Raw genomic sequence first — 21,267 nt, forward strand, 5'->3', positions numbered from 1 at the left:
AGGTCCGGCCGGGCCGGCTCAGGGTGCGGCGGGCGGCGTCCAACCGAATCGCGGCGCGCGGCGCTCATGGAAGGCCGCCACACCCTCCCGGGCTTCGCCGCTGACCCGCACCTGCCCGTGCCACCAGGCCATCCGATCCTCGTCCGCCCGTCCGTCCACGATCTCCTTGGCGGCGGCGACGCTGAGCTGCGAACGCTCGGCGATCACGCCGGTGAGGCCGTCGACCCGGGCGGCCAGGTCGGCATCGGGCAGCACCTCGTCGACCAGGCCGATCCGCAGCGCCCGCTCGGCGGCCACCAACTCGCCCGTGAAGAGCAGGTGCTTCGCCGCCGCCGGGCCGATCAGTCGGGCCAGCCGGTGGGTGGTGGGTGCCGGGTAGACCAGCCCCAGCCGGGCCGGCGGTACGCCGAAACGTGCGTCGGCCGCAGCTATCCGCAGGTCGCAGGCGACCGCCAGCTGGCAGCCGCCACCGACGCAGGCGCCGCGGACGGCGGCCACGGTCGGCTTGGCGAAGGTGGCCAGCCGTTCCTCCGCCGCGACGGCGATGCTGCCGTCACCGGCGGCCAGCAGCTCGTCCAGATCACCCAGATCAGCGCCGGCGCAGAAGGTGCCGTCGGCGCCGGTGAGCACCACGACGCGTACCGCCGGGTCGGACTCCAGACCGTCGAGCAGCACCGGCAGCCGCCGCCACATGGCCGGGGTCATCGCGTTGCGCCGCCCCGGGTTGCGGATCACCACCGTGGCCACCGCACCCGTGACCTCGACCACCAGGTCCGCGTCCACCACCGCCCACCGTCCCTCCGCCGCACCACGCCGTACGCCACCTGCGGCGACCTTAGCGACGTCCGCTCCGCGCCGGGCCGGGTGGGCCGATCCGGTCGACGACCGCCGCTGTACGCCTGAACGCCGCCCGGCATTCACCTCGGGGCCGTCCACGGCCCCTAACGTCACCGATCGCACACGTCGTAGCCGACACGAGTGAGCAGGTGGTCATGCCATCCACACCCAAGGTCAGCGTGGTCATCCCCACCTTCGCCCGCCCGGAGCTGGTGAGCCGCGCGGTCCGCAGCGCCCTCGCGCAGACCGTCACCGACATCGAGGTGATCGTCGTGGTCGACGGTCCGGACGAGGAGACCGGCAAGGCCCTCGCCGAGATCGGCGACCCCCGGCTGCGCGTGGTCGAGCTGCCGGGCAAGGGTGGCGCGCCCAACGCCCGCAACACCGGCGTGCGGGAGGCGCGTGCCCCCTGGACCGCCCTGCTCGATGACGACGACGAGTGGCTTCCCACCAAGCTCGCCACGCAACTGGAGCTGGCCCGTAGCGCCACGGTACGCAGCCCGATCATCGCCAGCCGGCTGATCAACAAGACGCCCCGGGCGCAGTTCGTGATGCCCCGGCGGCTCCCGGAGCCGGGCGAGCCGATCTGCGAGTACCTCACCCTTCGGCGCGGGCTGTTCCACGGCGACGGATTCATCCAGACCTCGACCATCATGGCGCCTACCGGACTGCTGCGCCGGGTGCCGTTCACCGTCGGGCTGCGCCGGCAGCAGGAACTGGACTGGACCGTACGCGCGACCAGTCATCCGGACGTCAAGCTGCTCATCGCCGCCGAGCCGCTGGTGCTCTGGCACCAGGACGAGGACCGGCCACGGATCAGCCTAAGCTCGCCGTGGGAGGCCCAGCTGGAGTGGCTGCGCGGGATCCGGCCACTGATCACGCCGCGGGCGTACGCGGCCATCACGATGAGCATCATCAGCTCGATGGCCGCACCCACGCGCAGCTTCCGGGTGTTCCGGCTACTGCTCGCCGAGGCACGCCGGCACGGGCGGCCGGGGCTCGTCGACTACCTGACGTTCCTGCAGATCTGGCTGCTCCCACCGCAGCTGCGGCACCGGGTACGTGACCGGATCCTCGGCCGTCGCCAGCGCAGCGGCCCGGCCTCGACCGGGGAACCCGCGAGCGCGGGGCCCGGCGTCGATGCCGGCGTACGAGCGCCGGGTGGCGCGACGGCCGACGCGGCGGGGATCGCCGGCACGTCGACGGGCACGGCCGGCACCGCCGGGGCGGCGGGGATCGGGGCCGATGTCCGGCGATAGGGTCGCCGTGATCTGGCGCAGCTGCCTGCTACCCGGCTCGGAGACGTTCATCCGCAACCAGGGCGACGCGCTGTCCACCTGGCGTCCGGTCTACCTGGGCGCCGTCCGGGTGGCCTCACCGCTGTCCCGGGACAGCGACGTGGTGCTGTGCCCGGCCACGCCGCGTGGCCGCCGCGAGTGGCTGCGGCTACGGCTGACCGGCGGCTCACCCCGGCTGCGTCGGCTGCTGGCGCGGCTACGCCCCGGGTTGGTGCACGCGCACTTCGGTGGGGACGGCTGGTTGGTCAGCCGTACCGTCGAACAGCTGGGCATTCCGTTGGTCGTCACCCTGCACGGTCTCGACGTCACCCGGCAGGCGGCGGCACCCGGGCCGCGCGGCGCTCGGCACCGGCGGAACCTGCGGTCCATGTTCGGCCGGGCCGCGCTGATCCTGGCCGTCTCCGGGGCGATCCGGGACCGGGCGGTGGCGCTCGGAGCGGATCCGGCGAAGATCCGCGTCCACCACACCGGGGTGCCGGTGCCACCCGAGCCGGCGGCCGGGCCGAAGCGGTGGGACGTCGTGTTCGTCGGGCGGTTCGTCGAGAAGAAGGGGGTCGAGGATCTCGTCGAGGCGCTGGGCATGCTGTCCGAACTGCGCCCCCGCGTGCTGCTCGTCGGCACCGGGCCGCTGCATGAGCGGGTACGCGTCCGCGCCGCCCAGTTGGGCGTGGACGCCACGTTTCCCGGCGCGCTGCCGCCGCCCGAGGTGATGCGGCACATCGCCGAGGCCCGGCTGCTCGCCGCACCGTCGCGTACCGCGTCGGACGGCGACACCGAGGGACTGCCCACCACGATCCTGGAGGCGTTCAGTCTCGGCGTGCCGGTCGTCGCGACCTACCACAGTGGCATTCCCGAGGCGGTCACCCACGAGTCGAACGGCCTGCTCTGTGCGGAAGGCGACCGTCCGGCCCTCGCCGCCAACCTCCGCCGTTTGCTCACCGACGCACCGCTGCGCGACCACCTCGGCAAGGCCGCCCGCCACCGCGCCGAGACCGACTTCGACCTGCACCAGCAGACCCGCCGCCTCGAATCCCTCTACGACTCCCTCCTCCCCCCACCCTGACCCCCGCACCCCTCGGTGGGACCGTCAGTCGGTGGGGCGGAGGCGGCGGACGGCGGAACGGGCGGTACGGGCACCGGCCAGCAGGAGGCGGCCGGCCCGTGCGGTGGGGGTGCCGTGCAGCAGTGAGACGATCCGGCGCAGCCGTTTCAACTCGTCGTCACGCTCGGTCAACGTCCGTTCGTACCAGTCCTGGAGCGCGCGCGCCTCGGACAGCTCGCGGGCCAGCCGGTCCCGGTCCGACAGCAGTTCCCGCCACCCGCCGGCAGCCGCACCCGCCACGTGGTCGACCGATGTTCCCGGCTCCCGACCGGACATCGTGGTCAGCATGGCGGCCAGCTCACCGGCCGGCCAGAGGTCGGCGAGCCCGGCGTCGATCAGCCGGGACGCCAGCCGCCGCAGCGCCAGCATCGGCTCGGTGGACTCGGCCAGACCGTGCCAGGTGCCGGCCGGGGTGACGACGACTGCGTCCGCCGGCATCCCCGCCTCCGCACCGGACTGCCAGGTGGTGAGCAGCGCCCGCACCGCCGGCAGGTCCCGCCGCAACGTCGCGGCCACCACCAGATCCTCGACGGTACGTCCCGACGGAACGGCCTCGCCGTCGGCGAACCGCCACCCGCCCACCGGATCCCGGCCCACCTCGCGGAGCCGACCGTCCCGCACCAGCAGTGCCGCAGGCGGCACCGCCCCGGTCCACTCGGCCCCGGGGTGGGTGCCCGCGGCGGGCTGGTCCGCCAGGATCAGCGGATCCGGCAGGCGCTCGCCGAGCAGCACCCAGGCCGGCGCGAGCTCGACGGCGATCCCGTTCCGGACGGCGGATCCGGCCAGCCGAGCCGGGTCTGCCAGCAGCGGTGTGGCCGGCACCGAGCCATCACGTCCGGTGTCGGGGCCACGCGTCCCACCCTCGCCGTCGCCGAGGACGGCCCGGTCGCCGGAGACGGCCTGATTGCCGAAGACGGCCCGGTCGCCGAGGACGGCCTGGAGGAAACCGGTCAGGTCCGGGTCGGCCAGCAGTTCCGTGTTGACCAGAGCGGCCGGCGCGACGGGGGACGGAAAGACCGCCCAAGCGTCGCCGATCCGCAGCCCCGACGCCGTCAGCCGGGCCCGCAGCCGTGCGGGGCCGGCCGGGCGGGTGTCGTCGTACTCGCCGAGTGCCGCCCAGTCGGAGTCGGCGCTTGGCGGCGAGGTCAGCAACCGGTGCAGCCCGAGTGGGTTCTCGGCTCCGAGCAGCAGCCGGCCGCCGGGCCGCAGCACCGACACCAGCAGGTCGAAGGTCTCGCCCCAGGACAGCTGCGCCCCCTCCACCGAGCCGAGGCGGTCCAGCCCGTCCAGGGCGACCACGGTCTCGTACGGGGGCGTGCCGGCGAGCTTCTCCGAGCCACCGCAGCACACCCGCACCCCGGGGCGGTCGGCGTAACGGTCGGCCAACGCCTTGGCGTCGGGCAGTCCCCGCACCAGCACGGTCAGGTCGGCCGAGGGCAGCGCGTCGAGCAGGTGGGGATCGTGTGGCCCCACCACAAGCGTGCGGCCGGACGCGACGGACAACAGGGCCGCCAGCCCCGGCCCGCGTACCGGTCCCGGGCCGTGCGCGCCGTCGAGATCCGACCAGCCGAGCATCTCGCCACCGAGCAGGTGCACCTCGCTCATCGACCAACCTCCGTACGGTGCCGGTCGGCGGGCTCGGGCCAGTGGAACAGCCGGCGCAGCTCGGCCGGTGGCAGCAGCCGGTCGGCACCCAGCTCGGCGACGGCCAGCCCACGGGCGCCGTCCGGGTCGATCTGCGGGCCGTGCAGGCTCGCCCACTGGCGACGAATCCGCGGCTGGCCACCCCAGATCGGCGCCTCGCCGGCCAGCTGCATCGGATCGCCGTAGACCGCCGGTTCACAGCCGGCCAGGATGCCGTAGAAGACCGCGCTGCACAGCCGGTTCGAGGCGACCCGGCGGTGCCGGCGCAGCTCGGCCAGTTGCCGGTGCAGGAAACCCGGGTCGAGGTCACGCCACCGGCCGCCCCGGTAGCCGTGGCAGACCACCCGGAAGCCGGCCCGCTCGTAGTGCTGGCGTACCCGGGTGGATCGGTACTCCTGCCAGTAGAGACAGACCGTCACCGGGCCCGGTTCGACGGCCCGGATCTCGTCGATCAGCCGGTCGTGGTCGCCGACGACCTGCTGCCCCTCCCAACCGTGGAAGGGGTACCAGATGGTGCCCTCCCGCCGTTGCGGGTCGTCCGCTTCCATCGCCAACAGGTACGCCCACGGGGAACCGACCACGTACGTCTGCCGGCGGCCGAGGGACCAGGCCCGCCGCCGGGTCCGCTCCGACCACAGGAACAGCGGTACGCCCGGCACGAACTCGTGGTCGTACGCCATGCCGTCGCCGATGTTCCAGCCGTGCTGGAGGTAGCCGTGGATGCGGGGCGGATCCCGGTCGTCCAGCCCGCAGTACCGGGCCAGCACGTGGGAGTGCCCGTAGTAGTGGTTGGCATGGTGCACGGTGGCGGGCGCCCCTGGTCGTGGTGACGGGTCACGGCGTGACGGGTGGAGGCGGAGCCTAACCGGCCCGTCTGAACACCCGGCCACGCCGAGATGTCCGCCCGGTGTGCCATGCGCGATATAGATGGAGCCCCCGGCCGGGATCGAACCGGCGACATCCCGCTTACAAGGCGGGTGCTCTGGCCAGCTGAGCTACAGGGGCGTTGTGTCGTGGCCAGCATAGCGACCGACGTCCGGTTTTCCTGCTCGGCAGGGGTCCCGAGCATGGGAAACGTCATTATCCCGACGCGTGGACGTCGATTCGTGTCCGCCCGTGCCCGAGTGACCGGAATGCGAATGCTTCGGAAGTACCGCTCGACGGTGGACCTTGGCATTGCGGCGAAAGCCGTTTACCGTGCAGTGACACGGCCGACACGGGCTCGCCCCGCGGCGGCCGTGGCGCCGGTACGGGCATCCGTGCCGGTCGCTCCTTCACTCGGATCGTCCGGCACGTTCCTGCCGGTGAAAGGAAGCGTCCCCCCTCATGGCTACGGTCACCTACGCGAAGGCGTCCCGGATCTACCCGGGCACCGAACGCCCCGCGGTCAACCAGCTCGACCTCCAGATCGGCGACGGCGAGTTCCTCGTCCTCGTCGGCCCCTCCGGTTGTGGTAAGTCCACCAGCCTGCGCATGCTCGCGGGCCTGGAGGACGTCGACGACGGCGCGATCTACATCGACGACCGGGACGTCACCCACCTGCCGCCGAAGGCCCGCGACATCGCGATGGTCTTCCAGAACTACGCCCTCTACCCGCACATGACGGTGTACGAGAACATGGCGTTCGCGCTCAAGCTGCGCAAGACCTCCAAGTCCGAGATCGACAGGCGGGTCAAGGAGGCGGCGGCGCTGCTCCAGCTGGAGGAGTACCTCAGCCGCAAGCCCAAGGCGCTCTCCGGTGGTCAGCGCCAGCGGGTCGCGATGGGCCGGGCCATCGTCCGGGAGCCGCAGGTCTTCCTGATGGACGAGCCGCTGTCGAACCTCGACGCCAAGCTGCGGGTGCAGACCCGTACGCAGATCGCGTCGCTGCAGGCCAAGCTCGGCATCACCACCGTCTACGTCACCCACGACCAGGTCGAGGCCATGACCATGGGCCACCGGGTCGCGGTCATGCTCGACGGCGTGCTCCAGCAGGTCGACACCCCGCGGACGCTCTACGACACCCCGGCCAACGTCTTCGTCGCCGGCTTCATCGGCTCGCCCGCCATGAACATCAAGACCGTACCGTTCAGCGAGCAGGGCGCGTCGTTCGCCGAGATGTCCGTGCCGCTGACCCGCGAGCAGGTCGAGGCGGCCAACGCCGAGGGTGGCAACGGCAAGGTGACCGTGGGCTTCCGTCCGGAGGACTGCGACATCGTCAGCCCGACCGAGGGTGGCATGCCGGTCGTGGTCGAGCTGGTCGAGGACCTGGGCTCCGACGCCAACGTCTACGGTCACGCCGCGCTCGACGGCGCCTCCGAGCGGTTCGTGGTCCGCACCGACCGTCGGCACATGCCGAAGCTCGGCGACACGATCTTCGTGAAGCCGCGTACCGGCCAGAGCCACGTCTTCCACTCCGCCACCGGGCAGCGCATCTGAGTTAGCAACCGAGAAGGGGCGGTCCGCCGATGGCGGGCCGCCCCTTCTCGCGTACGCTCTGCGGTTTCTCAGCCCTCGACGGCCCGGCGGCGCGCCACCTCGGCCAGCGTGACCGCGGCGGCGACGCTGGCGTTCAGTGACTCCACCTCGGAGATCATCGGGATGCTGACGGTGAGGTCGCAGGTCTGCCCGACCAGGCGGGACAGCCCCCGACCCTCCGAGCCGACCACCACCACGAGCGGGCCGACGGCGGCCTCCAGGTCGTACAGGTCCGTCTCCCCGTCGGCGTCCAGGCCGACCACCATGAACCCGGCGTCCTGGCAGGCTTTCAGCGACCGGGTCAGGTTGGTCACCTGGGCCACCGGCACCCGGGCCGCCGCACCGGCGCTGGTCCGCCAGGCGGTCGCGGTGATCCCGGCCGCGCGCCGTTCCGGTACGAAGACACCCTGCGCGCCGAACGCCGCAGCGGAGCGGATCACCGCGCCGAGGTTACGCGGATCGGTGACCCCGTCCAGCGCCACCAGCAGCGGCGCCGGCTGTTCCAGTGCGGCGGCGACCAGGTCCTCGAACGGCTCGTACGCGAACGGCGGCACCTGGAGACCGACGCCCTGATGCAGCACCCCCCCGGTCATCCGGTCCAGCTCCGCACGGCTGACCTCAAGGATCGCGATGCCCCGGTCGGCGCCGGTACGAATGATCTCCTTGACCCGGTCGTCGACGTCGATGCCCTGCGCCGTGTAGAGCGCGGTCGCCGGCACCTGGGTACGCAGCGCCTCCAGCACCGGGTTTCGACCGACAAGCAGCTCCGCCGCGTCCTTCGCCGGGTTGGACTTGCGTCCCGGCGCGACCCGGGGACCGCCCCGCCCGGCGGGCTGCCTACCGCGCCCCGGATTGGCGGGGGCCGCGCCCCGGCCGCCACCCTTGCCCCAGGTGGTGTCCTTGCTGCCGGGCTTGCCGATCTTCGGGGCCCGCCCCTCCTCGGCCGCCGCCCGGCGTTCCTTCTCCTGCTTCCAGGCGGTGCGCTGCGGCAACTTCTCGGTGCCGGAGTACGCCTTGTGCCAGGGCCGTTCGTCGGCCGGCAACGTCCGGCCGCGCCCGGCGAGGGAGTCCCGGTTCTTTCCGCCGGACCCCTTCGGGGCACTGGCCTTGGACGCCACCCGTCGACCACGGCGCTGCGAATTGCCGGCCATCAGTCCTGCTCTCCAATAGTCCAACGCGGCCCTTGTGGGGTGTCCTCGACCACCACTCCGGCCCGCTTGAGTTGATCCCGCAGCGCGTCGGCGGCGGCCCAGTCCTTGCGGACCCGGGCCTGCGCACGCTGTTCCAGTGCCAGGGCGATCAGGGAGTCCACCACACCACGGAGGTCGCTCGCCCGGGCTCCGCCGGTCCAGGCCGGGTCGAGAGGGTCGACTCCGAGGATATCCAGCATCGCGCGGACGCTGGCGAGCGTGGTGCGGACGGTCACATCCTCCCCACCGGCCAGCGCGTTGTTGCCGTCCCGCAGCACCTCGTGCAGCGCCGCCAGCGCGGCCGAGGTGTTCAGGTCGTCGTCCATCGCGGCGACGAACGCGGCCGGCAGCTCGCCGAGCCCACCCGCGCCTACCCGTTCCACGGCCCGGGTCACGAAGCCCTCGATCCGCCGGTACGCGACGGCCGCCTCGCGCAACGCCTCCTCGGAGTAGTCGATCCGGGAACGGTAGTGGGCGGCCACGTAGTAGTAGCGCAGCTCGACCGGGCGCACCCCGAGGGAGGCGACGTAGGCCAGGTCGAGGGCGTTGCCCAGCGACTTGCCCATCTTCGTCCCGCCGATGCCGAGCAGGCCGTGATGCACCCAGTACCGGGCGAAGGGCAGGCCGGCGGCCTGGGACTGGGCCAACTCGTTCTCGTGGTGCGGGAAGGTCAGGTCGAGCCCGCCGCCGTGGATGTCGAACTCCGCGCCCAGATAGCGCCAGCACATCGCCGAGCACTCGATGTGCCAGCCGGGTCGGCCCCGCCCCCAGGGCGACGGCCAGTAGGCGTCCGCCGGCTCATCCGGCTTGGCGCCCTTCCAGAGTGCGAAGTCGCGCGGGTCACGCTTGCCCCGGTCCGGCGCGTCCCCGGCGGACTGCATGTCGTCGGGCGACTGGTTGGACAACGCCCCGTACGACGGCCACGAGCACACGTCGAAGTACACGTCACCCGAACCGTCGGTGGCCGGGTAGGCGTGCCCTCGCTCGATCAGCTGTGCGATCAGTTCGTGCATCTCGGGGATGTGACCGGTGGCGCGCGGTTCGTAGGTGGGTGGCAGCACGTTCAACGCCCGGTACGCCTCGGCGAGCTTCAACTCGTTGGCGTACGCGATCGACCAGAAGGGGCGCTCCTGCTCCTGCGCCTTGACCAGGATCTTGTCGTCGATGTCGGTCACGTTGCGGATGAAGGTGACCTCGAAACCGGCAACCGTCAGCCAGCGACGCAACACGTCGTAGTTGACGCCGGAGCGAAGATGGCCGATGTGCGGCGGCGCCTGGAGGGTGAGACCACACAGGTAGACCCCCACCTTGCCGGCTTCCCGCGGGACGAAGTCCCGCACCGATCGGGTGGCGGTGTCATACAGGCGTAGCGTCACCGTACAAGGGTAGCCGTCCGCTGTTGCCTGCCCGGTCGGAGCCTGGTAGCACCCGACCGCTCCGCGCCTGTCGATGACCACCCGCTGGCCGTACGCTGCTGGTCGTGAGCACTCCAGCGACGCCCGGCGCTGCCGTACCACCCCCGGACAGCCCGACGCCGGACGGCCCGGTGGGCCCGGTGCCGAACGGCCCGGTGCCGAACGGCCCGGTGCCGAACGGCCCGGTGCCGAACGGCCCGGTGCCGAACGGCCCGGTGCCGAACGGCCCGGTGCCGAACGGCCCGGTGCCGAACGGCCCGGTGGGCTCGACACTTGGCGGCGGGCCGGCGTCAAGCGGGCCGGCGTCGAGCGGATCGGCGTCAAGCGGGCCAGCGTCGGGTGAGTCGGCGTCGAGCGGGCCGGCGTCGGGTGAGTCGGCGTCGAGCGGATCGGCGTCAGGCGGGCCGGCGCGGGGTGGCGAGGCGTCGCAGACCCTGGACCGGGGGCTGCGGCTGCTGCACCTGGTGGCGGACGTCCCGGGTGGGTTGACCGTCACCGAGGCCGCGAACCGGTTGGGCATCGGTCGGGCCGCCGTCTACCGGCTGGTCGGGCCGCTGGCCGGGCACGGCATGCTGCGCCGTGACACCGACGGCCGGCTGCGCCTCGGCGCCGGGGTGCTGAACCTGGCCCGGCGGGCCCAACCGCTGCTCGCCGAGGGGGCACTGCCTGCGCTGCGGCGACTCGCCGAACAGGCCGGAGCCACCGCCCACCTCACGGTGGTGGAAGGTGGGGAGGGTGTCGCGCTGGCGGTCGTCGAGCCGAGTTGGACGTCGTTTCACGTCGCGTACCGGACCGGGGCCCGACACCCGCTGGAGCGCGGGGCCGCCGGGCGGGCCATCCTGGCGGGCCGGTCGGGTGACGGCGGCCCGGTGAGCACCGCCGGTGAGCTTCAATCAGGCGCGTACGGGGTGGCCGCGCCGGTGCTCGGGGTACCCGGCCTGGAGGCGAGCGTCGGGGTGGTGGCGCTGGCCCCGCTGGACGCCGAGACGGTCGGCGCACAGGTGCTGGCCGCCGCCACCGCCATCACCACCGCCCTGACCTGACCGCCCGCCCTTCCCCCTGGCCCTACCGCCCGACACTGCCCTGCCCGGCAAGGCCGGCACCGCCCGGCCCGGCCCGGCACGGCCCGGCACCGCCCGGCCCGGCACTGCCCGGCCCGGCACCGCCCGGCCCGGCACCGCCCGGCCCGACTTGCGGCAAGTTGCGCCCAAACCACAGCTCGAAAGCCCAACTTGCCGCAAGTCGCGCGGCACGCGCTCGGGCCGTCACGACGGGGCGGACCAGCATGGCCAGGCCAGCACGGCCAGGCCAGCACGGGCGGGGCCAGCACGGGCGGGGACGCGGGGACGCCTATAGCACAATCGGCGATGGCTGGGGGAGTTATCCACAGGGGACGGCCGAGACCCTGCCGGCGGCTGTCCACAGGGGCTGCCGAGGCGGCCGTACGACCCGCAGGCTTCTTTCATGCCAGCTCAAGCACACCGACCGAGCGCCCTGGCGTGGCAGGTCTTCCGCGGCTCGGAGGCCGTCCGCCAGGGCCTACTCACCACGCATCAGCTTCGCAATTCCGCCTGGGCTCGATTACGACGGGACATTTACGTCGATGCCCGGCTCGATCGCGATCACGAATTGGCCTGCCGCGCCGTGGCGTTGCAGCTGCCGGTCGCGGCAGCCTTCGCCGGCCCGTCGGCGGCGTACCTGCACGGGGTCGAGCACGCCGCAAGCTTCGCCGACAAGGTGCACGTGCTCGTGCCGGCGCCAGCCGGGCTGCGCAGTCAACCTGGCCTGCAAGTGCACACGATGTCGGAGGAGCCTTGGCTCCCGGGCATCGGCACGGGCACGCTCCGCCGCACCGACCCGGCCCGGGCAGCATGGGAGAGCGCCGTCTGGCTGGAGCCGACCCGCGCGATCGCCATCATCGACACCCTGCTCGGCCGGGGACTCACCACACGAGCGGCTCTCGCCCAGTTCGCGGCCCTGCACGATGGCCGTCCCGGGATACGCCGGGCGAGCTGGCTGTTCGATCTGGCTGAGCCGGCGGCCCAGTCGCCAGCCGAGTCGCAGCTGCGCATCCGCCTGGTGCTGGCCGGTCTGCCTCGACCGGTGGTGCAGCATCCGGTGCAGGTGTCCGGCGGTCTGATCCTGCATCCGGACCTCGCCTGGCCCGCCGTCCGCGTGGCGGTGGAGTACGACGGGCACTGGCATTCGGACCGCGAGCAGCTGCATCGGGACCGCCAGCGACTCAACCGTCTCGTCGGTGCCGGCTGGCTGGTACTGCACGTGACCAGTCGCCGTCTCCACCAGGACTTCCCGGGGATCGTCCGGGAAGTCCGCGCTGCGCTACTTGACCGGGGGTGGCACCGATGACAGCAGATGGCCGGGCTGAGGGTTCCAGCCCGGCCATCGTGCCTTCGATCAGCGGCGTGCTATCGGCGCGGCTTGACCGTCACCGCCGCGTACGCGTCGATGATGCCGTGCCCGTAGAAGCCGTTGAAGCTTCGCGAGCCGTCGCAGTAGGCGTCGAACTCGGCCGGCCGGCCTTCGTTGGCGTAGCTGAACAGCCGCGGCTCCGGGCAGGCCCGCTCGGCGGCGGTCCGCAGGAGCTGCTGCTCGACCCGGTCGGGTGCCATGCCGTAGCCACTGCGGCCCTGCTTCTTGCCGTAGCGGCTCACGATGAGCGCGGCCACCCCGGAGGCGTGCGGTGCCGCCATCGAGGTGCCCTGGAGGTAGGTGTAGTACCCGCACTCCCCGTTGCGCTTGCAGTCCTTGAACACGAAGGTCTCGGCGCCGGGCACGATGTTGCCGTCCTCGTCGACCGCCCCCTCCTCCTGGAGGACCTTCTTCGGGTAGGTGGAAAGGATCATGTTGGCGTCGGTACGGAACGTGTCCGTGCCGAAGCCGTCGCGGTACCAGCCACCGGGAGCGGCGACAGCGGTCTGCTCGGTGCCGTAGTTGGAGTAGTCGGCCTTCTTACCGGACGGGCCGACCGAGGAGACGCTGATGACGTGCGGCCCTTCGGTGGGCAGGTCCCAGCAGCTGTCGTTGTCGATCTCGCGCGGATAGGGCGCGACGTCACCGTAGTTGGGGCTGGAGACGTCGGTACGGGGGTCGCCCAGATCCTCGTGGTTGTTGCCGAGCGCGCCGACCAGGGTGACGCCCCGGTTGTGGGCGAAGGTCAGCGCCCGCTTCATCGCCCGGATGGTGGCCCGCTGCGCCGCCTGCGCCTCCGGCGAGTCGGCCGGGTTCGCGGTGCAGTTGTAGAGCCACGGGTCGACGTAGAAGGACATGTTGACCACGTCGAGCCCCGACCTGCCCGCGTGCAGCAGGGCGTTGACCACGGGGTTGAGGAAGAAGTAGCCGGAGTCCTGGCCACCCTTGAGGTTGACCAGAGACACCTTCGGCGCGACACCGGAGAGACCGAAGCCGTTGGCGGCAGCGCCGATGGTGCCGGCGACGTGCGTACCGTGGCCGCCGTCGTCGGTGCCGACCGGGTCGAGGCAGCTCGCCACCTCGCACTCACCGTCGATCTCGGGGATGTCGGGGGCGAAGTTGCGCGACAGCGCCCAGTCGAAGTTGGGGGCGATGTCGGGGTGACCGGCGTCCACGCCGGTGTCAAGGACGCCGACCGTCACCCGGCGGTCGCCGGGCTCCACCTTGCGCGCCTTGTCGGCCCGGATCATCTCCAGACCCCAGAGCTTGTCGTCCAGCGGGTCCATCTTCTTGCCCCGCTGCTTACCGGTGCCCTTGGCGGCCGCGGCGGCCAGCAGGTGTTCCTGCTCGACCCGGTCAAGGCGCGGTTTGCGCCCGATGGCCTTCTCCTCGGCCGCGCCGATCAGGGCGGCGGCGGAGGTCGCCTTCGTCGCGAAGTCGGCCCGGTCGGTCGTCACCTGGTAGACACCGACCTCGTCGCTGCGGGACACCACGGTCCCGCCCGCCGACCGGATCGCGGCCAGCGCCGCGTCGGTGGAGACGCCGTCCTCGGCGACCACGGTGAAGGTCCGCAGGTCCGCCGGCTCGGCGCTGGCGGGCACTCCCAGACCTGTGACCGTGAGTGTCAGCGCCGTCGCGGTTGCGACGGCACCGACGGTGAAGCGCTTGCTCACCACATCGGATCCTCTCGTTGAGGGACGTGGCGTCATCAGACATCAACGCGTGAGGTTTCGCCAGAGCAGCGCCGGATTAACGGCGGAAGATCCGCTTCGCCGGAAAGATCGGCCAGCACGCTGGGCAGCTCGGTCAGGGTCGTGACCACGGCATCCGGCACCACATCGGCCGGCAACCGCTCGCCTCGGCGGTTCAGCCACACGGCCCGCAGGCCCGCCTGCTGTGCTCCGACCACGTCATGGGCCGGGTTGTCGCCTACATGTACCACCTGAGCCGGATCGACTCCGGCGGCAGCGCACACGGCCGCGTAGAAATCCGGGGCCGGTTTCTTCGGCACTCCGTCGCAGTGCGCGTACACCTCGAAGGCGAACTCGCCGACGAGGCCGCAGCGTTCGACGCGGCTGTTGCCGTTGGTGGCGAAGCCCAGCGTCCATCGTTGACGCAGAGCCGCCAGCGCCGGCAGCGTGTCGGCGAACGGCCGGGTCAGCGCGAAGCGGCGGGCGAAGAAGATGGCGCTGATCTCGTCCAGGTGGGCACGGAGACCCGCCCGGTCCAGGGACCGGGCCAGGGCGGCACGCCGGATCTCGGCCACCGGCGCGGCGGCCAGGTCGCCAAAGACCGCGCCCCAGTCCGATTCCAGGTCGGCGAGCGTGACGCCGGCCGCGACCGGGGTCAACCTCCGCATCTGTGCCAGCACGGCTTCCAGCCCTGCGGTGACGGCCGGACGCAGATCGATCAGGGTTTCGTCGGCATCGAACACCACTGTGCTCAGCATGCCGTTCAGCATGTCACCGCAGGGCGGGCTCCGTCGCCTTCAGCGGAGTCGGCTGGACGGGGATCCGCAGCTCGTCGAGGCGGACCAGCGCCACACCTGCGACGATCAGCAGTCCGCCGAACAGTTGCACCACCGTCGGCAGCTCTCCCAGGACCAGCCAGGCGATCAGGACCGCGAACATCACCTCGGTCAGCCCGACGAACGAGGCCATCCGGGAGCCAAGCGCCCGCACCGCGGCGATCCCCACCAGGTAGGCGACCACTGCGGCCACCAGCGTCAGACCGACGATTGGCACCAGCCAACTGGTCTGTGTGCCGGCGAACTGCACGGTGTCGAAGGTGGCCCGCAACGGCAACGCGCCACTCAGGCCGAGCAGCAGCAGCACGCCGGCACCGGCGGCCATCCCGCCGCTGGCCATGACCGTCGATGGCAGGGCCGGGTCGACCCGGCCGGCGAGCACGAAGTATCCGGCCAGCCCGACCGCCGCACCGAGTCCCCAGAGGACACCGACCACGTCGAGCCGGCCCGTCCCGGTCACGTCGAGCACGAAGACCAGCCCGACCATGGCCGCCACCGAGCCGGCGACGGTCAGCCGCCGGGGACGTTGGCCCTGCACCAGCCAGGTCCAACCGACGACGAGAATGATGCCGAGGTATTCCAGCAGCAACGCGACGCCGACCGGCAGGTACCGTACGGCGTTGAAGAAGCACGCCTGCGCGACCGCCACCCCGAGCAATCCGAAGACGCCAATCGAGGCGAGGTTGCGGCGCAACACCGGCCACCGCCCCCGCAGGACGAGCACGGCGGGCACCATCAGGATCAGGGCGGCGATGCCGACCCGGGCGATGACGACCGCCTCGGCCGACCAGCCGGCGTCGATCAGGGATCGGGCGAAGGTGCCTGAGGTGGCGAAGGTGATCGCGGAGAGCAGCGCCAGCGCGAGACCGGTACCTGCGGCGGGCGGTTGACGCATGGGCTCTCCTTGGCACGACTGCCCGCCATGGGCAAAATAGGTTACGCCGATGACGCTAGGTGGAGCCACGACAGGAGTCAAGTTGCTTTTCGCCCATGACACTGAGTGCTCTCTGGTCGCCGCCGCAGCGCTTGTCAACACCGCCGGATCCAGCGGAGAGGGCCTCCCGGATATCGCCGCCCTGGATGCCTTCTTCACCACTCACTCCTACAGCGGCCGGCACGAGCACACCGAGACCGAGCTACGGGCGGTACGCGCCCTGCGCCCCCGCCTCCGCCGGATCTGGTACGCCGAGGTGGACGAGATCGTGTCGATCGTCAACGCCCTGCTCCGCGAGCACCGTGCGCTGCCCCAGCTCATCACGCACGACACTGAGCCCTACCATCTGCACGCCGTACCCCGGGACGCCCCGCTCGCCACCCGAATCGCGGTCGAGGCGGCGATGGCCGTTGCAGACGTGGTACGCGGCGGCGAACTGCGCCGGCTACGCATCTGCGAGCACCCCGACTGCGACAACGTGCTGGTCGACCTCTCCAAGAACCGCTCCCGCCGATTCTGTGAGGCCGGCTGCGGCAACCGGGCCGCCGTCAGCGCCTACCGGGCGCGCCGGGCCGCCGCCCGCTCCTGAGCGGCGGTGTACGGCCAATCCGAGGCGACCGACGCAGGTCAGCGGGCACGGCCGGCCATCAGCCAGCGGGTCACGCTGACCCGGAGCAGCACGTAGCGGCCGTCCGGGCCGTCCACCGTGACGTCCCAACCGTCGTACCGGCGGCGAAGCGCCTCGACCACGTCGGGCGGAAAGGGCCGGCGGACGATGCTCGCCTCGCCCTCCGCGACGACCGGCGCATCTCCGTCGGGCAGCGCCAGCGACACCCGGGGGTCCGCAGCGATGTTGCGGACCTTCCGGTTGCGCTCACCGGAGCCGATCCACCACTCACCCTCGACATAGTGAAACCAGACCGGCGTCAGATGCGGCGAGCCGTCCGGCCGCAGCGTGCAGATCCACACGACCCGCTCCCGCGCCAGCCGCTCCAACACCTCCGCGCCGGGCGAGGTGGTCACGTCCGGCGCGGCGGCGCCGCGACAAAGACCCGCCAGGCGTACGCGTCAAAGCTCAGCACCGGCCCAGCCGGATCCTTACTGTCCCGCACCCCCACCCCCCGGGAAAGACTGGTCGCCACCTCGACACACTCGTTGGCCTGGGAGCTGCGGCTGCTTTTGCGCCAAGGCTCGCTGTTCAGGCCCATGATTCGGCCACCTCTCTCGTCAAGTTGACGGATTCCTGCGGAGGCAGCGCCAAGCCCAACGTAGCTTCCCAGACGACATGCAGTCGATCGAGGGCTGCCGCCTCGTGCAACTCGTGCGTCTTGACCTGGCCGCCGAGGCAGCCGAGTTCAGCGCCGTCGGGGAGTGTCGCAACCACAAAGCCACCACCAAGCGCGGGGTATTCCTCGCGGGTGCGCGAGACGACGTGCACAGTCACCCTGGGATGCTCGGTTGCGATGCGCGCAAGGTGCGCTGCCTGCTCAGCCATCACTTTGGGACTCCCGACCTGACGCCGCAGCACGCCCTCGTCAAGAATCGCGATCAGCCGGGGCGGCCTATCGCCATACAAGACCCTCTGAGATTCCATCCGATCCGTCAGCCGACTCGTCACCTCCTCGGCCGGTAGTAGATCCCCGGACTCGAAGACCGCCCGCGCATAAGCCTCCGTTTGCAGCAGTCCAGGGACGTATACCGGTTCAAACCAACGCAATTTCGTCGCCTGTTCGACGATTGTTCGCCAGCCACGTTGCCAGACCTGGGCTTTGTCGAGGGCTACCAGGTCGGTGAGCATGCGACCGAAGATGCCGCCGGTGTCGAGGGCCTTGTCCACCAGGTCCAGATACTTCGGGGTGGGTGGCTGCTGGCCCAGTTCGACCGCGCTGACCATCGACGGCGAGTAGTTGACGGCCTTGGCCAACTCTTCCTGACTCCATCCCCGTCGGACCCGCGCCCGGCGCAGCTCCGCAACCAGGAACGCCGCCGCCGTCAGCTGCCCACCCGCCATCTCCAACCGCCCTCCAACAACCGGTCGATCGACTCCAGCGCCACGCCATCGGCAACCCGGCCACCGGCAGTGGCTCTCGGACAGCAGGCACAAACACTTCCGAGCGTAGGGGCGTCCTCAGCAGACTGTGAAGCGCGACGCTCACCGCTCATCCCCCGAGTGCGGCGTCGAGGTGGGACCGTCCGCTCCCCCGGCCGGGCGGTCCCACCGCCGGGGCGATTCACGCAAACGACTCAGCTCGACAGGAGGCTGTCCCATGTCCCGAACCGCGCCCCGGAATGCCCGCCGAACCACCTCCCGAAGCGCACCCCAGACCGACCGGCCGGGCGACGGCGGCCGAGGGTGAGGGGCATGGGCGCGTCGCCCCGGACACATCTGCCGTTGCGTCCGCTCTGGCTCTGCCGGGTCTGCGCCGCACCGTGGCCCTGCGCCGCCGCACGGCTCGATCTTGTCACCGAGTACGCCCACGACCGGGTCGCGCTCAGCATCTACCTCTGCGCGGTGCTGCACGAGGCTGCCGCCGACCTGTACCGCCTGAACCCACAGGACGGTCCGGACCCAGCGGCTCTCTTCGCCCGCTTTCTCGCCTGGGTGCCCAGGCATCGAATGGCCGAGGGCTGATCGACTCCGGTCGCGGCATCTTGCGGCCATCAGCCGCCCGGATACGCCGAGATGCCGCAACTGGAGTCGATCAAGCCAGCCCGACCGGCAGGCGCGGGCGCGGGTCGGCGGGGCCAGGTCAGGGGTGGGTCATGCGGAGCAGGTCGAGCGCCTCCTCCAACTGGGTCTCCGAGAGTTTGCCGGAGTCGAGATGGCCCCGCGAGATCACCACCTCCTTGATGGAGATCTGCTTCGCCAGCGCCTCCTTGGCGATCGAGGCGGCCTCGTCGTAGCCGAGGTGACGGTTGAGCGGTGTGACGATCGACGGCGAGCCCTCGGCGTACGACAGGCAGACCTCGGCGTCCGCGACCAGGCCGACCACGCACCGGTCGGCGAGCAGGCGGCTCGACGCGGCGATCAGCCGGATCGACTCCAGGATGTTGCGACCCATCACCGGCAGCATGACGTTCAGCTCGAAGTCGCCCTGCGAGCCGGCGAAGGCCACTGTCGCGTCGTTGCCTACCACCTGCGCGCAGACCTGCCGAACGGCCTCGCAGACCACCGGGTTGACCTTGCCCGGCATGATCGACGACCCCGGTTGGAGGTCCGGGATACGCAGTTCACGTAGGCCGGCACGCGGGCCGGAGCCCATCCAGCGGATGTCGTTGGCGATCTTGTAGAGCCCGACCGCGACGGTACGCAGCTGCCCCGACGTCTCGACCAGGGCGTCCCGGGCGCCCTGCGCCTCGAAATGGTTGCGCGCCTCGGTCAACGGCAGCCCGGTCGAGGCGCGCAGCTTCTCGATCACCCGGGCGGCGAAGCCGAGCGGGGTGTTGATGCCGGTGCCGACCGCGGTACCGCCCAGCGGCAGCTCGGCCAGCCGGGGCAACGCGGACTCCAGGCGTTCGATGCCGTAGCGAACCTGGGCGGCGTACCCGCCGAACTCCTGCCCGAGCGTCACCGGGGTGGCGTCCATCAGGTGCGTACGCCCGGCCTTCACGACGGTCTCGAACTCCGACGCCTTCGCCTCCAGCGCGGCGGCCAGGTGGTTCAGCGCCGGCAGCAGATCCCGTACGACGGCCTCGGTGGCCGCCAGGTGAATCGACGAGGGGAAGACGTCGTTGCTGGACTGCGAGGCGTTGACGTCGTCGTTGGGATGAACGCTGCTCCCCAGTTCCCGCCCGGCCAGGGTGGCGATCACCTCGTTGGTGTTCATGTTCGACGAGGTACCGGAGCCGGTCTGGAACACGTCCACCGGGAACTGGTCGTCGTACCCGCCGTCGGCCACGTGCGCCGCGGCGGCGGCGATCGCGGCGGCCACGTTCGCGTCGATCACCCCCAGGTCGCCGTTGACCTCTGCCGCCGCCCCCTTGATCTGAGCCAGCGCCCGGATCTGGGCCGGCTCGATGCCTCGGCCGGAGATCGGGAAGTTCTGCACCGCCCGCTGCGTCTGGGCCCGCCACAGCGCCTCGGCGGGCACCTCCACCTCGCCCATCGAGTCGCGTTCGATCCGGTAGCCGGTGCTCTCTGGAGTCGTCACGCGTACCATCCTGCCGCGCACCGCGACGACGTGCAGATGATCGGGCGAGCAATCTCCCTACCGACAGGGTCTGCTATCGATAGGTGTGCCGGACGGTCTGTAGCGGCTGACCGGTCTCGGTGATGGTCCAGAAGGTCCAACCGTTACGTTGGGGGCTGACGCCCGGACGTAGAGCGCTCACCACCGCGCGGGCGGCCTCGCTCGGGGTGCGGAACGTCTTTCCCTCCACCGGCGAGCTGGTGATCGTCGTCCTACCTGGGCCGGGAACGAAGGTAGCCCAGACACGTTGACCCGCGTAGTCAGCGTGGACCCGGATCTCAGGCAAGTCCTCGGGTGAGGGTCCGTCTTCCTGGCCACACCGGTGGATCTCGACCAGCCGCGCAACCACCGCCCCTTTCGAAAGACCAGCGATCTTCGCCGCAAACTCCAGGTAGCGGTCGGTATCGTGATCGATATCTATAACTGGCATCGCCCCTCCAAAATCCACGATCCCGAACTGTCAGAAGCGTGGTGCGAGTCGACCCTCTACAACATCCTGCCGTCGACTGAGCACCTCCGGCACTCGGTCGAGGGGAGTCACCCAGTCTGCGAAGTCCGGGCAGATCCAACCGAGCAGTCGAAAGATCGTTAACCGGTCGGCGGCAAGGTGCCTATCATGAATCGGCTCGTGATGCGCGACGTGGTTCCGGAATGTCCGGATGTGGTCGAGGTCCGTATAGAGGGGCTGTCGTCTGCCTCGGTAGTGCGGGAACGCGTGACGGAGTGCCGGGCGCCAGAGACGAGTTTCGTAGTCGCACGATCCGCCCCTCCCCAACAGGCCAACCCAAAACCCAAAGGACAGTTCAGCCACCATGTGGCCATGGGTGATCACACCTGAACGGGCGCTGACGACTTGGGCCGCCCTGACGACCGCGCGCCGGCCAATGTGATGGATCCGCAGGTCCGGCGCGTCCCACCAGTCCTGCCGCTGATACATCCGGCACAACTGCTCGTCCAGCGCGTTGCGTAGGCGGATCTCCAAGAGGTGCAGGATGCCGAGAAAGGCCCCGGAAACCTCAACGTTCCACGCGTAGAGACGAAGAGCCCTGCCGAGATCGCCCCCTTCAGCCGCTACGTAGGGCGCGAGCCGGAGTTCCGAGATGCCAACCCTGATCGCTTCATAGTGAACGACCACTGGGGTTTCACCACCAATGGGGTATCGTTGTAGGCGTAAGCCCCGGTGTTCGCCTCTGCTCAGCACGCGGCCCGGGGCACAGCTATGTCCGACGAGGGCGGCCGCGAG

21 protein-coding genes and 1 tRNA gene are annotated in these 21,267 nt (G+C 71.1%); 7 read left to right on the plus strand and 15 right to left on the minus strand.

Annotated elements, in window-relative coordinates:
• Positions 1-18: 18 nt before the first annotated feature.
• Positions 19-786: an enoyl-CoA hydratase/isomerase family protein gene (locus tag ACN26Z_RS28905; RefSeq protein WP_421464294.1), complete on the minus strand. Its 768-nt coding sequence runs from the start codon at positions 784-786 to the stop codon at positions 19-21.
• A gap of 206 nt (positions 787-992) precedes the next feature.
• On the opposite strand from ACN26Z_RS28905, the gene ACN26Z_RS28910 reads away from it, so the two are divergent.
• Together ACN26Z_RS28910 and ACN26Z_RS28915 are read left to right on the plus strand one after the other, a co-directional pair.
• Complete coding sequence (locus tag ACN26Z_RS28910) at positions 993-2,096, plus strand: glycosyltransferase family 2 protein (protein WP_421464296.1); 1,104 nt, start codon at positions 993-995, stop codon at positions 2,094-2,096.
• Positions 2,083-3,198, plus strand: coding sequence for a glycosyltransferase (locus ACN26Z_RS28915; protein ID WP_421464298.1), 1,116 nt, complete (start codon positions 2,083-2,085; stop codon positions 3,196-3,198). Before ACN26Z_RS28910 ends, ACN26Z_RS28915 begins: the two co-directional genes overlap by 14 nt.
• A 24-nt stretch (positions 3,199-3,222) precedes the next feature.
• Here the strand turns inward: ACN26Z_RS28915 and ACN26Z_RS28920 are convergent, their stop codons facing one another.
• From ACN26Z_RS28920 to ACN26Z_RS28930, 3 genes are all read right to left on the minus strand, one after another.
• The gene (locus ACN26Z_RS28920) at positions 3,223-4,842 is read right to left on the minus strand and encodes a hypothetical protein (RefSeq protein WP_421464300.1); all 1,620 of its coding nucleotides are present in this window, start codon (positions 4,840-4,842) and stop codon (positions 3,223-3,225) included.
• A complete protein-coding gene (locus ACN26Z_RS28925; protein WP_421464302.1) occupies positions 4,839-5,684 on the minus strand; it encodes a hypothetical protein in 846 nt (281 codons plus the stop codon). Before ACN26Z_RS28925 ends, ACN26Z_RS28920 begins: the two co-directional genes overlap by 4 nt.
• Before the next feature lie 125 nt (positions 5,685-5,809).
• A tRNA-Thr gene (locus ACN26Z_RS28930) sits at positions 5,810-5,886 on the minus strand.
• 321 nt (positions 5,887-6,207) lie between these two features.
• Here ACN26Z_RS28930 and ACN26Z_RS28935 point away from each other — a divergent pair.
• A complete protein-coding gene (locus tag ACN26Z_RS28935; RefSeq protein WP_282236652.1) occupies positions 6,208-7,299 on the plus strand; it encodes an ABC transporter ATP-binding protein in 1,092 nt (363 codons plus the stop codon).
• A gap of 68 nt (positions 7,300-7,367) precedes the next feature.
• Here the strand turns inward: ACN26Z_RS28935 and rlmB are convergent, their stop codons facing one another.
• Positions 7,368-8,489 carry a 23S rRNA (guanosine(2251)-2'-O)-methyltransferase RlmB gene (gene rlmB / locus ACN26Z_RS28940; RefSeq protein ID WP_421464304.1) on the minus strand — a complete coding sequence of 374 codons (1,122 nt, stop codon included), beginning with the start codon at positions 8,487-8,489 and terminating at the stop codon, positions 7,368-7,370.
• Positions 8,489-9,904 carry a cysteine--tRNA ligase gene (cysS, locus tag ACN26Z_RS28945; protein WP_421464306.1) on the minus strand — a complete coding sequence of 472 codons (1,416 nt, stop codon included), beginning with the start codon at positions 9,902-9,904 and terminating at the stop codon, positions 8,489-8,491. Before cysS ends, rlmB begins: the two co-directional genes overlap by 1 nt.
• Positions 9,905-10,377: 473 nt before the next feature.
• Here cysS and ACN26Z_RS28950 point away from each other — a divergent pair, with 473 nt between their 5' ends.
• Both ACN26Z_RS28950 and ACN26Z_RS28955 read left to right on the plus strand, forming a co-directional pair.
• Positions 10,378-10,986 (plus strand): IclR family transcriptional regulator, encoded by a 609-nt coding sequence (locus tag ACN26Z_RS28950; RefSeq protein ID WP_282240674.1) that lies wholly within the window; start codon positions 10,378-10,380, stop codon positions 10,984-10,986.
• 421 nt (positions 10,987-11,407) lie between these two features.
• Positions 11,408-12,310, plus strand: a complete 903-nt coding sequence (locus ACN26Z_RS28955; protein ID WP_421464308.1) for an endonuclease domain-containing protein — start codon at positions 11,408-11,410, stop codon at positions 12,308-12,310.
• Positions 12,311-12,369: 59 nt separating this feature from the next.
• On the opposite strand, the gene ACN26Z_RS28960 is transcribed toward ACN26Z_RS28955, so the two are convergent.
• Genes ACN26Z_RS28960 through ACN26Z_RS28970 form a run of 3 tightly spaced genes read right to left on the minus strand, consistent with a single transcriptional unit; the run spans position 12,370 to position 15,795 of the window.
• Positions 12,370-14,046 (minus strand): S8 family serine peptidase, encoded by a 1,677-nt coding sequence (locus ACN26Z_RS28960; RefSeq protein WP_421464310.1) that lies wholly within the window; start codon positions 14,044-14,046, stop codon positions 12,370-12,372.
• A 35-nt stretch (positions 14,047-14,081) separates the two neighbouring features.
• On the minus strand, positions 14,082-14,822 hold the full coding sequence (locus ACN26Z_RS28965) for an HAD family hydrolase (RefSeq protein WP_421464312.1): 741 nt from the start codon (positions 14,820-14,822) through the stop codon (positions 14,082-14,084).
• 13 nt (positions 14,823-14,835) lie between these two features.
• The gene (locus tag ACN26Z_RS28970) at positions 14,836-15,795 is read right to left on the minus strand and encodes an EamA family transporter (RefSeq protein WP_282236647.1); all 960 of its coding nucleotides are present in this window, start codon (positions 15,793-15,795) and stop codon (positions 14,836-14,838) included.
• A gap of 82 nt (positions 15,796-15,877) precedes the next feature.
• On the opposite strand from ACN26Z_RS28970, the gene ACN26Z_RS28975 reads away from it, so the two are divergent.
• A complete protein-coding gene (locus ACN26Z_RS28975) occupies positions 15,878-16,423 on the plus strand; it encodes a CGNR zinc finger domain-containing protein (protein ID WP_282236646.1) in 546 nt (181 codons plus the stop codon).
• A gap of 38 nt (positions 16,424-16,461) precedes the next feature.
• Here the strand turns inward: ACN26Z_RS28975 and ACN26Z_RS28980 are convergent, their stop codons facing one another.
• The 3 genes from ACN26Z_RS28980 to ACN26Z_RS28990 are packed head-to-tail and all read right to left on the minus strand — an operon-like array spanning position 16,462 to position 17,845.
• Entirely contained in the window at positions 16,462-16,857 is a 396-nt protein-coding gene (locus tag ACN26Z_RS28980; protein WP_421464315.1) for a pyridoxamine 5'-phosphate oxidase family protein, read from the minus strand.
• Positions 16,854-17,042 carry a DUF397 domain-containing protein gene (locus tag ACN26Z_RS28985; RefSeq protein WP_421464317.1) on the minus strand — a complete coding sequence of 63 codons (189 nt, stop codon included), beginning with the start codon at positions 17,040-17,042 and terminating at the stop codon, positions 16,854-16,856. The genes ACN26Z_RS28980 and ACN26Z_RS28985 overlap by 4 nt, the downstream gene beginning before the upstream one ends.
• A complete protein-coding gene (locus ACN26Z_RS28990) occupies positions 17,033-17,845 on the minus strand; it encodes a helix-turn-helix domain-containing protein (protein ID WP_421464738.1) in 813 nt (270 codons plus the stop codon). The genes ACN26Z_RS28985 and ACN26Z_RS28990 overlap by 10 nt, the downstream gene beginning before the upstream one ends.
• A 351-nt stretch (positions 17,846-18,196) precedes the next feature.
• On the opposite strand from ACN26Z_RS28990, the gene ACN26Z_RS28995 reads away from it, so the two are divergent.
• Positions 18,197-18,466 carry a hypothetical protein gene (locus ACN26Z_RS28995; protein WP_282236642.1) on the plus strand — a complete coding sequence of 90 codons (270 nt, stop codon included), beginning with the start codon at positions 18,197-18,199 and terminating at the stop codon, positions 18,464-18,466.
• Between the two features lie 118 nt (positions 18,467-18,584).
• Here the strand turns inward: ACN26Z_RS28995 and ACN26Z_RS29000 are convergent, their stop codons facing one another.
• The 3 genes from ACN26Z_RS29000 to ACN26Z_RS29010 all read right to left on the minus strand — a co-directional run bounded on the left by ACN26Z_RS29000 (position 18,585) and on the right by ACN26Z_RS29010 (position 21,159).
• The gene (locus tag ACN26Z_RS29000; RefSeq protein WP_421464319.1) at positions 18,585-19,994 is read right to left on the minus strand and encodes a class II fumarate hydratase; all 1,410 of its coding nucleotides are present in this window, start codon (positions 19,992-19,994) and stop codon (positions 18,585-18,587) included.
• A 64-nt stretch (positions 19,995-20,058) separates the two neighbouring features.
• Complete coding sequence (locus ACN26Z_RS29005) at positions 20,059-20,214, minus strand: hypothetical protein (RefSeq protein WP_421464321.1); 156 nt, start codon at positions 20,212-20,214, stop codon at positions 20,059-20,061.
• Between the two features lie 270 nt (positions 20,215-20,484).
• A complete protein-coding gene (locus tag ACN26Z_RS29010) occupies positions 20,485-21,159 on the minus strand; it encodes a hypothetical protein (protein WP_421464323.1) in 675 nt (224 codons plus the stop codon).
• Between the last annotated feature and the right edge of the window lie 108 nt (positions 21,160-21,267).

This window comes from Verrucosispora sp. WMMD703, assembly GCF_049178935.1.
In the GTDB taxonomy this organism is placed as follows: Bacteria; Actinomycetota; Actinomycetes; order Mycobacteriales; family Micromonosporaceae; genus Micromonospora; species Micromonospora sediminimaris.